The sequence below is a fragment of the Hymenobacter terrestris genome (assembly GCF_013377905.1).
In the GTDB taxonomy this organism is placed as follows: domain Bacteria; phylum Bacteroidota; class Bacteroidia; order Cytophagales; family Hymenobacteraceae; genus Hymenobacter; species Hymenobacter terrestris.
The window spans coordinates 1-14,808 of record NZ_JABKAV010000075.1 but is presented as its reverse complement, the minus strand read 5'-3'; the positions used below and the strand labels follow the sequence as shown (position 1 = coordinate 14,808).

10 protein-coding genes and 1 pseudogene are annotated in these 14,808 nt (G+C 58.9%); 1 reads left to right on the top strand and 10 read right to left on the bottom strand.

Translation table 11 applies throughout. The features are described from left to right. Positions 1–233: 233 nt before the first annotated feature. From HW556_RS16255 to HW556_RS16215, 9 genes and pseudogenes are all read right to left on the bottom strand, one after another. On the bottom strand, positions 234–1,994 hold the full coding sequence (locus HW556_RS16255; RefSeq protein WP_176901172.1) for a sensor histidine kinase: 1,761 nt from the start codon (positions 1,992–1,994) through the stop codon (positions 234–236). A 125-nt stretch (positions 1,995–2,119) separates the two neighbouring features. Further along, positions 2,120–3,289, bottom strand: a complete 1,170-nt coding sequence (locus HW556_RS16250) for a sensor protein KdpD (protein ID WP_176901171.1) — start codon at positions 3,287–3,289, stop codon at positions 2,120–2,122. A 29-nt stretch (positions 3,290–3,318) separates the two neighbouring features. After that, a complete protein-coding gene (locus tag HW556_RS16245) occupies positions 3,319–4,413 on the bottom strand; it encodes a porin (protein WP_176901170.1) in 1,095 nt (364 codons plus the stop codon). A gap of 120 nt (positions 4,414–4,533) precedes the next feature. Continuing rightward, complete coding sequence (kdpC, locus tag HW556_RS16240; RefSeq protein ID WP_176901169.1) at positions 4,534–5,103, bottom strand: potassium-transporting ATPase subunit KdpC; 570 nt, start codon at positions 5,101–5,103, stop codon at positions 4,534–4,536. A 221-nt stretch (positions 5,104–5,324) separates the two neighbouring features. Then, positions 5,325–7,361 (bottom strand): annotated as a pseudogene (gene kdpB / locus HW556_RS16235) (potassium-transporting ATPase subunit KdpB). A 121-nt stretch (positions 7,362–7,482) separates the two neighbouring features. After that, positions 7,483–9,186 carry a potassium-transporting ATPase subunit KdpA gene (gene kdpA, locus HW556_RS16230; RefSeq protein ID WP_176901168.1) on the bottom strand — a complete coding sequence of 568 codons (1,704 nt, stop codon included), beginning with the start codon at positions 9,184–9,186 and terminating at the stop codon, positions 7,483–7,485. 85 nt (positions 9,187–9,271) lie between these two features. After that, positions 9,272–9,349: a K(+)-transporting ATPase subunit F gene (kdpF, locus tag HW556_RS19045; RefSeq protein WP_176901173.1), complete on the bottom strand. Its 78-nt coding sequence runs from the start codon at positions 9,347–9,349 to the stop codon at positions 9,272–9,274. A 340-nt stretch (positions 9,350–9,689) separates the two neighbouring features. Continuing rightward, positions 9,690–11,045, bottom strand: a complete 1,356-nt coding sequence (locus HW556_RS16220) for a sigma-54-dependent transcriptional regulator (RefSeq protein WP_176901167.1) — start codon at positions 11,043–11,045, stop codon at positions 9,690–9,692. Between the two features lie 384 nt (positions 11,046–11,429). Beyond that, positions 11,430–13,451 (bottom strand): KUP/HAK/KT family potassium transporter, encoded by a 2,022-nt coding sequence (locus HW556_RS16215; protein WP_176901166.1) that lies wholly within the window; start codon positions 13,449–13,451, stop codon positions 11,430–11,432. Between the two features lie 265 nt (positions 13,452–13,716). Between HW556_RS16215 and HW556_RS16210 the strand changes: the two genes are divergently transcribed. Beyond that, positions 13,717–13,914, top strand: coding sequence for a hypothetical protein (locus HW556_RS16210; protein ID WP_176901165.1), 198 nt, complete (start codon positions 13,717–13,719; stop codon positions 13,912–13,914). Between the two features lie 281 nt (positions 13,915–14,195). Here the strand turns inward: HW556_RS16210 and HW556_RS16205 are convergent, their stop codons facing one another. Continuing rightward, positions 14,196–14,690, bottom strand: coding sequence for a hypothetical protein (locus HW556_RS16205; RefSeq protein WP_176901164.1), 495 nt, complete (start codon positions 14,688–14,690; stop codon positions 14,196–14,198). Between the last annotated feature and the right edge of the window lie 118 nt (positions 14,691–14,808).

The following is a 14,808-nucleotide window of genomic DNA, read 5'->3' as shown; positions in this document are numbered from 1 at the left end:
TCTGTGCACGAGCTTCGTTGGCCGGCGGACCGGCGCGTAACGGCGAGAAGGTAAGGCCCTACCCCATGACGCCAAGCAGAAGCACAGAAGCATTTTTCACCTTCAAAACTAAAACGTGCACGGTTTACGCAAACGGTCCGAAGGTAAACGCACCCCGCTCAGTTGGAGGAGGGGTTAAATTAGACAGACAAGACATCTCATAGCCGGCTCCCGTAAGAAGCCCATTTTATGCTTTAGCCGCTAACAGGCAGTATGAAGCAGAAGGTACTACCCATGCCCAGCTCGCTTTCCACCCATAGTCGCCCGCCTTGGGTGGCAATAAACTCTCGGGCGATGCTCAGGCCCAGCCCCGAGCCGCCCCGGTAGCCGCTTGGATCGGGCAGCTGGGCGAAGCGCTGGAAGATGCGCTCGTGGTACTCGGCGGCAATGCCCGGGCCATGGTCCTGCACCCGTATCAGCACCTTCTGGCCCAGGGCTTCGGCCCGCACCGTCATGGCTTCGCCCGGCGGCGAGTAGCGAATGGCATTGGCCAGCAGATTGATGAGCACCCAGGTAGTCTTCTCTACGTCGGCGCGAACGAAAGGCAGGTTGAAGGGCAGCTGCAAATCAAGCGTAATCTGCTTGTCGGTGAGTTGGGCCTGCACGGTGGCCGTGGCATAGCGCACCACATCGGCCAGGTTGGTAGGGCGCAGGTCGAGCTGGATGCCCGCGCCCGCGTCGAGGCGCGATACGTCGAGCAGCTCGCCTACCATGCGCTGCAGGCGCTGGGTTTCCTGCCGGATGGTGGCCGTGATGCGCTGGCGTTCCTCGGCTGGCAGCCGCTCATCCTGCAGTAGCCGCAGGTTGATGTTCATGCTGGAAAGCGGCGTTTTCAACTCGTGCGACACTGTGGCCAAAAAATTCGACTTCAGTTGGTCAAGTCGCTTGAAGTCCGACACGTTGCGTAGCGTCAGAATCTGACCCGCAAATTCCTTCTGGTTCAGCGCTTCATTGAAGGAGAGCAAGTCCCGCACGTCGAGTTGGAAGTAGGCTTCCTCTCCCTGTTGGTTGATGTGCAGCAGCGGCACTTCGCCGCTTCCGCCGCTGGCTGGCTCTAATGGTCGTAACATGGTCCGTACCAGGTCGTTTTCGAGGGCCACCTCGGCCGCGGGGCGGCCTAGCAACTGGTCGGCCTGCAAGCCCAGCAGCTCGCAGGCCACGGGGTTCACTAGCAAAATAACGCGGTGCTGGTCGAGCAGCAACAGGCCCTCATCGAGCCCGTTCACGATGCTGGCGGCCCGGTTGCGCTCGGTGATTAGCTGGGCAATGGTGGAGCTACGGTAGGCGTTGAGCTGCCCCAGCAGCCGGTTGAACGACTGGGCTACTTGCCCGAATTCATCCCGGCTCTCCACTGGAATGGTGGCCGAAAAGTCCTGGTTTGTAGCATGCTCAATGCTGACGGCCAAGCGCTGCAGTGGGCCTATGGCCGCCGCCGGCACCCGTATTACAAAGGTCAGCGCCGTGAGCACGCTCAGCCCGATAACGGCCAGCAGGTAGTAACCGGCCCGCGTGGCGGTGGCAGTAGCCCGGTCGTTGTTGGCCTGCAGGGTGGTCATGTTGAGTTGCACCATGCGGTGAGTCTGCCCGCGCAGCTGGCGCACTACCGCCCCGCGTCCACCCGCGCCCGCGGCATCGGTCAGCCGCTCATAACGAGCCAGATTGGCCGTGAGACTGTCCACCACTTCCTGCTCGCCGGGCTCCGTGATGTTGCCAGCCTCGCGGGTTAGACTTTCGCGGAAGCGGGCCAGTTCGGCTACCCCTTCGGGACGCTGCTCCAGTTCATCGAGCGACCTGAACATCTGCTGGCCTAACTGCACGCTGTAGAAGTTGTTCTTCAGAATGCTTTTGGCGCTCTGGTCGAGCTGGCGCACGGTGTAGAAGGCGTAGCCACCCAGGGCCAGCAGCAGGGCCAGCAGCGCCAGAAATCCCAGGGTTATTTTGGTCTTAAACGTCATGGGGTGGGATGCTTATGCTTAGGGCATGGGTAGAATTTTGGGCAGCAGGCAAAAACGGCGTCATGCTCCTCATGACAGTTCGAATCTTCCTTTCGGCAAATGTCTCTATACTCACTTCTAACCACTCAATATGTCACCAGAAACATATCCACGTCCTGCCTTAATTGCGCAACGGCGCGAATGAGGTCCTGGGTGATGCCGCGGTGGCTGAGGCGCTGCCAGGTAGTTTTTTCGCGCGTAATGCCGCACATCAGCAGCGTGGCTTCTTTCTCGCGGGCCACCGTGATGACGGTCCTTACCACGTCGTCGCTTTTCACGCGCAGAATCTGGCCACCCAACTCGGTAGCCAGCTGCAAATTGCGCAGCAAATGGCGCTGGGTGGCCAAGTGGATGCGGTCGGCGGCTTCGCGGCTGGTTTGTACATACAGCACGTACCAGGTGGTAATGCCCAGCTGCTGGGCCAGCCGCGAGGCTTTGCGGATGATTTGCCTGGCGGCCAGCTCGTTGGTGTTGATGCAGGCCAGCAGGCGGTCGGCATTACGGCGCGGGGCGGGCACCGGGGCAGCCCCGCCAGCTTCCGACTCCACCTGCTGGCCCAGTAGCTGGGCCACTTCGCGCACTGCCAGTCGCCGCAGTTGCAATAGGTTGTCGGCCCGAAAGAAGCTATTAAGCGCCACCGGCACTTTAGCCGAGTCGTAAATTTTACCCGCTTGGAGCCGGCCCCGCAGCTCGCCTACGGTCAGGTCCACGTTCACTACCTCGTCGGCCCCGCGCAGCACCTGGTCGGGCACCCGCTCGGTTACATCAGTGCCGGTTATTTTGAGTACCTGGTCGTGCAGGCTTTCCAGGTGCTGCACGTTCAGGGCCGTGAGCACCGAAATGCCTGCCTTCAGCAACTCTTCCACATCCTGCCAGCGTTTCTCGTTCTTCGAGCCGGGCACGTTGGAGTGGGCCAGCTCATCGACCACCACCACGGCCGGCCGGCGCTGAATGATGGCCTCCAGGTCCATTTCTTCCAGCGCCCGGCCCTTATAGAACAGGGTTTTGCGGGGCACTTCGGCCAGGTCGCGCAATTGGGCCACGGTTTCGGGGCGGCCGTGGGTCTCCACGTAGCCCAGCACCAGGTTTATGCCCTGACGGCGCAGCTCGTGCGCTTCTTGCAGCAGCCGGTAGGTTTTGCCCACCCCGGCCGCCAAGCCCAAATACACCTTCAGCCGCCCACGCCGCCGCTGCTGCACCAGTCGCAAAAACCGCTCGGCCGATTCGTCGCGCCGGGCATCATCAGCAGCCTGCATAGAAGTTGGGAATGAGGGTATATTGTCCGTTAGAAACTCAAGGCAATGCTGCTAGTCAGGTTGCCGTAGTTATCCGAAGTGCGGCTGTTGCGCTGCTCGAAAATGGGCCGTTTAGCATCCATCACCCGGCCCTCCACCCGAAATACCACGTTGGCGGTGGGGGCGTAATCAAGGTTGAGCGAGGCGGCCTTCACCTGGAAGTCGGCATCGGCGGGCAAGGGGGAAAAGGAGCGGATGATGACGCCGCGGGCGGCGTTGTAGTACTCGGCCCGGGCCGTGACCGACCACTGGTCGGCGAGCTTGTAGCGCAAGAACGCTGCGCCAGTATGCCAAGTGTCGCCCTTGGCGCCGCGCCGCTCGTTCTCCTGCTTACCCACGTCAAATACGACCGCCAGACTCAGGCGGTCGGTGGCGGCATAGCTCACGTAGAAATCGTGGAAGTAGCGGCGGCGGCGCACCGAGTCCTGGGGCTGCTCATTGCCATAAAAAGTGCTGGAATTGATGAGCAGTTTGTCGGTGGGCCGCCACTGAAGCTGGGTGCCCAGGGCCTTGCCCTGGTTGTTGTCGCGCAGGTTTTGCCAACCGTTGAGCGCCAGGGCGGTCAGGGTGAGCTGCGGGGCCACCTCGTAGGTGAAGCGCGCACCGGACTCGTAGTAAGGCGAGTTTTCGGCCATCAGCGAGCGGGTCAGCATCCAGTTGTCTTTGCTGATGGCTGACTCAAACCCGATGTGCGAGGCGAAAATACCCACATCGAGCCAGGCTTTTTTGAACGGCCGGAAACCGGCGTAGCCCTCGTAAACATTCCGAAAAACCGGATCCTCCGCTGCGTAGTTGGCCGATACGTAGGAGCCGGCGTGCAGCCCGACCGCCCCGCGCACCTGCCCGTTGTCGTAGCGCAACCCCACGAGGCCCTGATTGATGGTAAACTCGTTCTGGCGGCTATGCGAATAGAGAAAGCCGGGTCGGTTTTGGGTATTGTTGTTCTTGAAATCGTAGCCGTAATAGCCATCCACGAAGCCATAAAAGGTGAGCGGATTGGGAGCGGCCACCGAATCGATAGGAGTCTGAGCCGAAACCCCGCCGGCGGCCAGCAGGATTAAGCTCAGCGTCGCAAGTGTCTTCATTAGAAACGATAAGTACAGCATTAAGCTAGCGCGTAAGGGGCTTGCTCCCGCCCGTTGTCGAACAGCGCCAACTGGAACCGTTCCGCAGCGGGCGGGGGTAAAGCCTGCCCCCATCTACTATTATTTTTCAGTGAGCGTATCCAACGCCAAGTTGAGCTGGAGCACGTTGACCGTTACCGGACCGAGCAGCACAAATATGGGCTCCTGCACGTGGGCATCTACCAAGGCTTTCACCCGGGCAGCAGGTAGGCCGCGCAGCCGGGCCACGCGCTCCACTTGAGCATATGCCCCGGCGGGCGAAATATGCGGGTCGAGGCCCGAGCCGCTGGCTGTCACCATCTCCACTGGCACCTGGCCCGGTTTCACACTGGGGTTTAGCCGAAGAAAGGCAGCCACGCGAGTGCCCACTTCGGCTACGTACTCCGGGTTAGTTGGTCCCTTGTTAGAGCCACCTGAGCCGTCGGCACGATAGTCCACGGCCGAGGGCCGGGAGCTGAAGTACTCGGGTCGGTCGAATTTCTGGCCTACGTCCTCGAAGCCCACCACCCGGCCCTTGTGCGACACCTGCACGCCCTGGCCCTGGCCGGGAGCCACCTGGGCCGCGCCCCACACCAGGGCCGGGTATGCGCCGCAGCACAGCACCAGCAGGGCCAAGGTCAGACGAAAAGCGGAAGCAATATTGTTTTTCATGATTTCTGAAATGAGCGACTCAAAGCCGCGGAGTTACGAAATGACAGATACTGTTCCTACTTGCCAATTCCGGCCCGGTCTGGCCCATCATCAGTTTAAGGGATTCTATTTTGCTGATAATCAGCGCAAAAATTTGCCTTATACAATCACGTACTTGCCATAATTTGCCCGAATCGGGTCAGAACGGCCCGGCGGACTGGTCAAAACGGCGCGGTTAAAAGCTACATGAACAGTCCAACTACTAAGTCAATCAGCTTGATGCCAATGAAGGGCGCGACCACGCCGCCGAGGCCGTAAATGAGCAGGTTGCGGCGCAGCAGGGCCGAGGCTCCTACGGGTTTGTAGGCCACGCCGCGTAACGCCAGCGGCACCAGTGCCGGAATCAGCAGGGCGTTAAAAATTACGGCGCTCAGGATGGCCGATTGGGGCGACTTCAACCCCATCACATTGAGCGCGCCCAAAGCCGGAATGCCCACCATGAATAGCGCCGGCACGATGGCGAAGTACTTGGCCACGTCGTTGGCGATGCTGAAAGTCGTCAGCGTGCCGCGGGTCATGAGCAGCTGCTTACCGATTTCGACCACCTCGATGAGTTTGGTGGGGTCGTTGTCGAGGTCGACCATGTTGCCGGCTTCCTTGGCGGCTTGGGTACCGCTGTTCATGGCTACGCCCACGTCGGCCTGGGCCAGGGCGGGCGCGTCGTTGGTGCCGTCGCCCATCATGGCCACCAACTTGCCCTGCTGCTGCTCGGCCCGGATATACTGCATCTTATCCTCAGGTTTAGCTTCGGCAATGAAGTCATCCACGCCGGCTTTTTCGGCGATAAACTTGGCCGTAAGTGGGTTGTCGCCGGTCACCATCACCGTTTTGATGCCCATGCGGCGTAGGCGCTCAAACCGTTCCTGAATGCCGGGCTTGATGATATCCTGGAGTTCAACCACGCCCAGCACCTCGTCGTTGTGACTCACGACGAGCGGAGTGCCGCCATTGCTGGCCACCAGTTGCACCCGCTCCACCACCTCGGCCGGGTAGGCCTTGCCGGCCCGCTCGGTAAGTTGCCGGATAGCGTCGGCGGCACCCTTGCGGATGCGGGTACCATCAGCCAGCGTCACGCCTGAAGAGCGCGTTTCGGCCGTAAATTTAATTAGCTCGGCCCCTTTCAGGTGTACTTTCAGCTTTAGCGCATCAACTTGCTGGGTTAGGGCCAACTCCACTATGCTCTTGCCTTCGGGCGTTTCATCCGTCAGGGAGGCAATCGTGGACATCACCGCTAAGTGTTACACGGCCACGCCGGGGGCGGGCCAAAAGTGGGTGGCTTTGCGGTTGCCGATGGTGATGGTGCCGGTTTTGTCCAGCAGCAGCACGTCGATGTCGCCGGCCGTTTCCACGGCTTTGCCGCTCTTGGTGATAACGTTGGCCCGCAGGGCCCGGTCCATACCGGCAATGCCGATGGCCGAGAGCAGCCCGCCAATCGTGGTCGGAATCAGGCACACGAACAGGGCGATAAACGAAGCGACGGCAATGGGCGTGTTGGCGTAGGCCGCGAAGGGCTGCAGCGTAAGGCAGACGATGATGAACACCAGCGTAAAGCCGGCCAGCAGAATGGTAAGCGCAATTTCGTTGGGCGTTTTCTGCCGCGAAGCGCCTTCCACCAGCGCAATCATCTTGTCCAAAAACGACTCGCCCGGCTCAGTGGTCACCACTACCTTAATGCGGTCGGACAACACCTTGGTGCCACCCGTTACGCTCGACTTGTCGCCGCCGGCCTCCCGGATTACCGGGGCCGATTCGCCCGTAATAGCCGACTCATCAATAGTAGCCAAGCCCTCCACAATTTCGCCGTCGGTGGGAATAATTTCGCCGGCTTCCACCAGAAAAAACTGGCCTTTGCGGAGTTGCGACGACGACACCATATTCTCGGTACCCCGCTCATCAACCACGCGGGCAGGGGTTTCTTCGCGGGTTTTGCGCAGGCTCTCGGCCTGGGCTTTACCCCGCGCCTCGGCAATGGCCTCGGCAAAATTGGCGAACAGCAGCGTGAGCAGTAGCACCAGAAACACGGCGAAGTTGTAGCCGAAGCTGCCCTGAGTAGGGTCGGGCCGCACGAGCAGCCCCAGTGTCACGAGCAGCATCACCACGGTGCCCAGCTCCACGGTAAACATCACCGGGTTGCGCACCATCACCCGCGGGTCGAGCTTCACGAAAGCCTGCTTCACGGCCTCAGAAACCAGCGCGGGTTGAAAGAGAGAATTAGACATGGTTTTTTAAGCTGTCAGCTGCTGGCTGTTGGCTAGTAGCTGATGTTGAATGTGAAAGGAATAAGGGGAAAAGCCGCCGCCTTCGGAGCAGCACGAAAAGCTGTCAGCTAATAGCTACCAGCTAATAACCTATTGAGAAATGCTCGGCCAACGGGCCCAGGGCCAAGGCCGGGAAGAAGGCCAGGGCGGCAATAATCCAAATGACGAAGAAGACCATCAGGCCGAAGGTGGCCGTATCGACGCGCAGGGTACCGGCACTTTCGGGGATGTACTTTTTGCCGGCCAGCAGGCCCGCAATGGCCACCGGACCGATGATGGGTAGGTAGCGGCTCAGCAGCAGCACGAGGCCGGTGCTGATATTCCACCAGGGCGTGTTATCGCCTAACCCCTCGAAGCCCGAGCCGTTATTAGCGGCCGCTGAAGTGTACTCGTAAAGCATTTCAGAGAAGCCGTGGTAGCCAGGGTTAGCCAGCCAGCTAGCGTATTCGGTGGGGTTGCTCACGTAGAGGTGGGCCGCCAGGGCTGTGCCGCCCAGAATCATCAGCGGTTGCAGCAGGGCTACGATGGTGGCAATTTTCATCTCGCGGGCCTCTATTTTCTTGCCCAGCAGCTCCGGGGTGCGCCCCACCATCAGCCCTGAGATGAACACGGCCACGATGATAAAGACGAAGAAGTTGAGCAGGCCCACGCCCACGCCTCCGTAAAAGGCGTTGGTCATCATGCCCAGCATGGCGTTCATGCCCGAAAGGGGCGTGAGCGAGTCGTGCATGGCGTTTACCGAGCCGTTGCTGGTAACGGTTGTTTGGATGGCCCACAGGGCCGAAGCAGCCGAACCGAGACGCATTTCCTTGCCTTCGAGTGCGCCTAGCGTCTGGTCGACACCCAGGGTGGCAAGGGCCGGATTGCCGTGCATTTCGAGGTACACAGTAGGGACTTGCAGCAGCAGGTAGCTGGCCGTCATCACCCCAAACACCATATAGCCCAGCTTGGGCCGGCGCAGGTAAAACCCTAGTGCCAGGGCCAAGGCCATTGGAATCAGTGTAATGCTCAGGTTCTCGGCCATGTTGGTGAGACAGGTCGGGTTTTCGAGCGGGTGGGCCGAGTTCACGCCGAAGAAGCCCCCGCCGTTGGTGCCGAGCTGCTTGATGGCAATCATGGCGGCGGCCGGGCCGCGGCTCACGGCCGTGGTGTCGCCCTGCAGCGTAATGAGCGCCTGCTTGCCGGCAAACGTCATGGGGGTGCCCTGGAAAACCAGGAGCAGGCCCAGCACCAGCGAAAGCGGCAGCAGCACCCGCGTGATGCTGCGCACGAAATACACGTAGAAGTTACCCAGCTTGTCGGCGCTCCGGTCGCGTAGGGCATTGAACACCACCACGCAGGCGGCCATACCAGTGGCCGCCGTCACGAATTGCAGGAACATGATGCCCACCAGCTGCGAGAGGTAGGTCAGGCCGGTTTCGCCCGAGTAGTGCTGCAGGTTGCAGTTCACCAGAAACGAAATGGCCGTGTTAAACGCCTGGTCGGCGGACATGGACGGGTTGCCGTCGGGGTTGAGCGGCAGGCTGCCCTGGAAGCAAAACACGAACATGGCCCAGACAAACCACAGCACATTAATGGTGAGCAAGGTCTGTAGGTGCTGCTGCCAGCTCATTTCGCGGGCCGGGTTGATGCCCGACAAGCGGTAGAGTCCGTTTTCGAGCGGGGCCAGGAAATCGGACCAGCTTCGGTCGCCGCGGTACACAGTGGCCAGGTAGCGGCCCAGCGGAATGGCCAGCAGCACCGTCGCGCCGAAAATGGCGGCAATGCCAAGAAGTTCAGTGGACATAGATTAATTGTCGGTTGGTAGCAACTGGTTATGAGGCTTTAGAAGCGCGGGCTTTGCGTTACGATATTTAAAACCAGCCGCAGAATTAGAATTTCTCCGGGCGAAGTAGCACGTAGCCGAGGTAGCCGAACGTGGCCAGCCCGAGCAGGAGTAGGGCAATCATCATGGCTTGGGAGCGGGGTTAGATGTGGTCGAAAAAGTCGACCGATTTGTAGAAGAGCCAGAAGCCGGCGAGGCCAGTGGCAGTCAGCAGCGGAAGCATCAGGGCAACGGACATAAGCGGGGTGAGTGAATAGGTGTGCCAGCCCGCTTGCCAATCCTGACCCGATTTCGCGCCGGCATAGTTTTCACATCGCTATACTGTTGGCAGTCAGATTTTAAGATTATTATTCCGCTTGGCTCACTAGTCCCCAAACGCAAAAAACCGAGTAATTCTGACCCAGTGCGGTGGTCAGAATTACTCGGTTTGATTGCTGGTTTTCTGGTGGCTAAGCGTTGCCGTGCTACCCTATCCCATACTCCTGAATCTTACGGTACAGCGTTTTGGTACCGATGCCCAGCTGGCGGGCGGCTTCCATTTTATTACCGCTGGCTTCCTGCAGCACCCTCGCAATCTGGTGTTTCTCCATCGTCCGCAGGGTGCGGTCGTTGGCATCGGTGGTGGCGGGGTCAGGCTGGAAGTGGTGAAACTCGGCGGGCAAATCGTCGGTAGTCAGCAACTCGCCGTCGGCCAGAATAACGGCCCGCTCCAGCACATTGCGCAGCTCGCGCACGTTGCCGCGCCAGTCGTGGCGGCGCAACTGCGCCAGCGCCTCGGGCTCCAGGCCCCGCAGGCGGCTCCCCAGCTTAGCGGCGAAAAACCGAAGGAAGTACTCGGCCAGCACGGGCACGTCGGCCCGGCGCTCATTCAGGCCCGGCACCGGCACCATAAACACGGCCAGCCGGTAGTATAAATCAGGTCGGAAGTTACCCGCAGCGGCTTCTTGTTGCAGGTTGCGGTTAGTGGCCGCCACCAACCGCACGTCCACGGTGGTGGGCCGGGTGTCGCCGAGCTTGGTGAACTGCTGGGTTTCGAGCACCCGCAGGAACTTGGCCTGCACGCTTAGCTCTAGCTCCCCGATTTCGTCCAGAAACAGCGTGCCGCCGTTAGCGGCCTCCAGCAGCCCCTTCTTATCGGCTAGCGCCCCCGTAAACGCGCCCTTCTTGTAGCCAAATAGCTCCGATTCCAGTAAATCCTTGGGGAAAGCGGAGCAGTTGACGGCCACAAAGGGCTTGCCACGCCGCGGGCTGGCCTGGTGGATGGCCTGGGCAAACAGCTCCTTGCCGGCCCCGGTGGGCCCTTCGAGCAGCACGGTGCTGCCCGTGGGCGCGGCGCGGCGGGCCAGCCGCTGGGCCTCCAGCAGCGCTGCCGACGAGCCAATCATGCTCTCAAACGTGTACTGGGCGCCCACCTGCTGCTCTAGCTCGGCCACCCGCCGCCGCAACCGCGCTTTCTCCACCGCCCGGTCCACCACCACCACCAGTTGGTCGTCGGATTCGCCCTTGGTCAGGTAGTCGAACGCGCCCTCCTTCATGGCCCGCACGCTGTCGGGAATGGTACCGTAGGCCGTTAGCAGGATGATTTCGGCCAGCGGAGCCTTGGCCCGGTAGCGGGGTAGCAGGTCGAGGCCATGGCCGTCGGGCAGCTTCACGTCGCTCAGTACTACCAGTACTTCGTCGGCGTGCTGGGCCAGGTCATCGAGGCCTCGGTGGGCATCGGGGGCCTGGCGTACGGTGTAGCCCTCTAACTCCAGCATCCGGGCGATGGCCTGGCGCAGGGGCGCTTCGTCGTCAATGAGGAGCAGTGTTCCGTCGGGCACAGGCCGGGGCTTGAGGGCAGTAAGATGGGTAACAACTGGTAAACAGGCAGAAATCTGCCATCAGCTACTTGTAAACGGCTTAAGCGGAATTCAAATGTAATTGCTTCACGTCAGGTCACGGTAATGGCCCATACCAGCAACGAGCCTAAACTACTAATTGACGAGCCTGGCCAGCATCCCCACAGGCAATCCGGTCCCCAGTAGCAACTTTGGGATGGACCGGGGGCGTGCCCCTCTGGTCAGCAGGGCCACGATACTGATTATCCAGGCCAGCGCAAGCCGAACCAGGGTACGGGATGAACTCCGAACGCGCATGAACAATCATGAACAATAAGGAAGGACAGGAACAATGCTTACCGAGCGAGCCGGGGGCAGCTTTACTGTCTATCCTATCTCTTGCCTGACTTGGGCTGCGGTGGGCGTAGCGCTGATACGGGTGAGCAGGACGTTCTGCACCGGGGCAAGCACCAACGGCACCTTCTCCACTTTCACCGAACTGGTGTCGAGACCGAAGTACTTGTCTTCTGAGGCGATAAACTGTTTGAGGTAGAAGTAGGACTGCATGACCAGCTTCTCGACGAAAGGAAAGTCGTTTTCTACCGAGAGGTACCTTTCCAGCACGATGAAGCGGAAGTCGCCGGTGACGTGTTGCTTGCTCAGCGACTCGTAGCGCGAGGTGATGTCGACCTCCTTGTTGCGCACCATTTCCTCAATCACCTTGCGGAAGTACAGGTTGATTTTTTGCTCGACCCGGAAACCAAGCCGGAAATTGATGCGGTAGGCGTCGTCCGGGGCCAGCTCCTTCACGGAATACTCCATAGTGTAAGGCTGGTCGGTGGTATCCACGTGCACGAACCAGTAGATATCGGCCCGCTTGGGCCGCTTCTGGAAGATGGAATAGATAATTTTCTGCTCGATTTCCGTGCCGCGCTCCGCCGACGACATGAACACTAGGTGGGTGGCATACTTGGGGATGGACTCGTCGGCGCTTAACATCTTGATGCCGTCGAGGTACGACTTGATGGGTACGAATTCGGTGAGGCGACGTTTGATATAGTAGGCTCGCAGCCACACGTACATCACCCCCATCAGCACCAGGCCAAGGGCCACCGATACCCAGCCGCCGTGCGGAAACTTGATGAGGTTGGCGACCAGGAAGGAGCCCTCAATTCCCCCATATACCAGCACGAACAGAATTACGAGCGGCAGTGGCACTTTCCTGGCTCGCAGCCACACGCTTAGCAGCAGCGTCGTCATCATCATGGTCACTGTGATGGCCAGCCCGTAGGCCGCCTCCATGTTTTCGGACTTGCGGAAATAAAGTACGATTCCTATGCAGCCCAACAGTAGCAGGCGGTTCATGCTGGGCACGAACAGCTGCCCCTTCACGTCGGTGGGGTAGTTGAGCTTCACTTTGGGCCACATGTTGAGGCGAATGGCCTCGGCCACCAGCGTAAACGAGCCGGTGATAAGCGCCTGGGAGGCGATAATGGCGGCCAAGGTCGCGATGGCAATGCCGGTGAGCAGGAACCACGATGGCATCAGGGCATAAAACGGGTTGCGGCCGGCCAGTTGCTCGCCTTGGTGGGCCACCATCCAGGCACCTTGCCCGAAATAGTTGAGTAGCAGGCAGGTCTTCACAAATACCCAGCTGATGCGGATATTGCCCTTGCCGCAGTGGCCCAGGTCAGAGTACAGCGCCTCGGCCCCGGTGGTGCACAAGAACACGGCACCCAGCAGCCAAAAACCGCCCGGCGTGTTCACCAGCAAGCTGTAAGCGTAGTAGGGATTCAGCGCCTGGAGTACTTCGGGGTGTTGTAGAATACCGCTCACACCGAGCCCAGCCAGCATGGAAAACCAGACCAGCATGATAGGGCCAAAGGCCTTGCCTACCATCTGGGTACCGAAGCTTTGCAGCAGGAACAGGCCTACTATAATGCCAATGACGATGGGCACCGTCGGCAACGTAGGATACACGGCCTGTAAACCCTCAATGGCCGACGAAACGGAGATGGGCGGCGTAATCACGCCATCGGCCATCAGAGCCGCCCCGCCAATGATGGCGACGACTGAGAGCCAGGCCCCCCGTCGTCGCACCAAAGCGAACAGGGAGAAGATGCCCCCTTCCCCGTTGTTATCGGCGTTGAGTGTAAGCAGCACGTACTTGAGCGTGGTTTGCAGCGTGAGCGTCCAGAAGACGCACGAGATGCCCCCGTAGACCAAGTTGGCGTCTATTAAGCCGGGAACAATGGCCTTCATCACGTAGAGCGGCGAGGTGCCAATGTCGCCATAGATAATGCCCAGTGCCACGAGTACGCCAGCCGTGGTAATACGACTGGTGTGATGGCTGGCGGCGTGGGCGGGATTGGCTATGGATTCGGAGTTGGCTGTGGATTCGGCTGTCATGCTAAAAAAAGTTGGGGGGGTAGCTTAGTTTTGATATGTACAGCTCGTCCAATAGCGTAAGATCTAGCCAACTTCCCGCCACATTTTACAAAGCGCCCACGCCCGCTACCTAAGGTGCTCACAGGTACGGTAATAACTTATCTCGTCAATCTTCGGGCAGGAAATTTCCTAAATCACCCCTATCATTTTGACATGGTTCTTTGTCAGAATGATAGGGGTGCCCAGGTAAGTACCCCAGCATTAACAGGCCGGATTAGTTGATTTAATGAAAGCGCAAAAAACCATCACGGCGCTGGTCATTGGGTTAGTGATTCGCCTCGCTGTCTGGTCTGCGACCCATGATAAAGAATTTGCCCTGACGGGCATGCTGCTGCTTTTTGCTTGTTGGATTGCTTACAAAAATTTCCAAAGCCTGAAGAGCATTCGAGCAGAAATAAGCCGCAGGTACAGGGTTGGTGAATGAAGGTGCTGAGGCCCAGTTTTTGTCTATATGTTTAGCCTAATCGTTGAGACCCCGAACCCGTGAACAGCGCTAGCCGGTACTCCAGACAAAGAACCAAGCAGGTGGGAGTAGTTCATTGAAACGGTGGAATTGCGGGACTTTGCCCAAAGCCGCCTGCACCTTGGCTACTACGCTAACCAGGTACTCGAACCCCTTCGGGATGCCGAGCAAGAGGTGCTGGGGTTCCTTCTTGAAGTTCACTAGGGCCCCAACATGGGTTTACACCTTAGGCAAGCTTCCAGCTAGTGAAGCATGTACAAGTGGTGCGCCTTAACCAGTTGAGCAATAGTATATTCTGCTCTTGGCTTAGCCTCATTGTTCAACATATAGAGCACTACCGCAACATCGTGTGCGCTAGTGAATATACTGTCGAATAAGGGGCTGTAGAAGATATAATACGCCTTTTCACGTGTTCCTAACGTCACCTGCTGGATTAATTCCGGGACATCGTCTAATGCTTGAAATTGCTCCTCGCTCTCTTGAAATACTTGCAAGGGAGCACAGCGATGCAATTCTAAATAGAGAGCAACTAAATTGGCTTCCTGACTTAGATAGCGATTATAGCCCTGTTCGTCTTTGATCCCTTGATAGAAGATGATCTGCTCATCGGCTTCGGCTTCGGTGAGCCAATGATCGTGCATTCCGATAAGGCGCCTCTCATAACGACCAGTTGGCTCACCAGTATCTGCTAGAGACAAAGCGAACTGCAAAGCATGTTCATTGTTATTAGAGAGCATGATACCTATTGTAGAAGTCTGTTTATGATAAACAAATCAACGATAAATTAATAGCTCGTTTACTTTCTGACCGTTCAGCGAAAGGGTGGGTCGGTGAACGCTCTCTGTTTGAAAAAAG

Bases quoted from the DNA above. Each gene is read 5' to 3' on its own strand.
- HW556_RS16255 (WP_176901172.1), bottom strand. From the start codon at position 1,994: ATGACGTTTAAGACCAAAATAACCCTGGGATTTCTGGCGCTGCTGGCC.
- HW556_RS16250 (WP_176901171.1), bottom strand. From the start codon at position 3,289: ATGCAGGCTGCTGATGATGCCCGGCGCGACGAATCGGCCGAGCGGTTT.
- HW556_RS16245 (WP_176901170.1), bottom strand. From the start codon at position 4,413: ATGAAGACACTTGCGACGCTGAGCTTAATCCTGCTGGCCGCCGGCGGG.
- kdpC (WP_176901169.1), bottom strand. From the start codon at position 5,103: ATGAAAAACAATATTGCTTCCGCTTTTCGTCTGACCTTGGCCCTGCTG.
- kdpA (WP_176901168.1), bottom strand. From the start codon at position 9,186: ATGTCCACTGAACTTCTTGGCATTGCCGCCATTTTCGGCGCGACGGTG.
- kdpF (WP_176901173.1), bottom strand. From the start codon at position 9,349: ATGATTGCCCTACTCCTGCTCGGGCTGGCCACGTTCGGCTACCTCGGC.
- HW556_RS16215 (WP_176901166.1), bottom strand. From the start codon at position 13,451: ATGACAGCCGAATCCACAGCCAACTCCGAATCCATAGCCAATCCCGCC.
- HW556_RS16210 (WP_176901165.1), top strand. From the start codon at position 13,717: ATGAAAGCGCAAAAAACCATCACGGCGCTGGTCATTGGGTTAGTGATT.
- HW556_RS16205 (WP_176901164.1), bottom strand. From the start codon at position 14,690: ATGCTCTCTAATAACAATGAACATGCTTTGCAGTTCGCTTTGTCTCTA.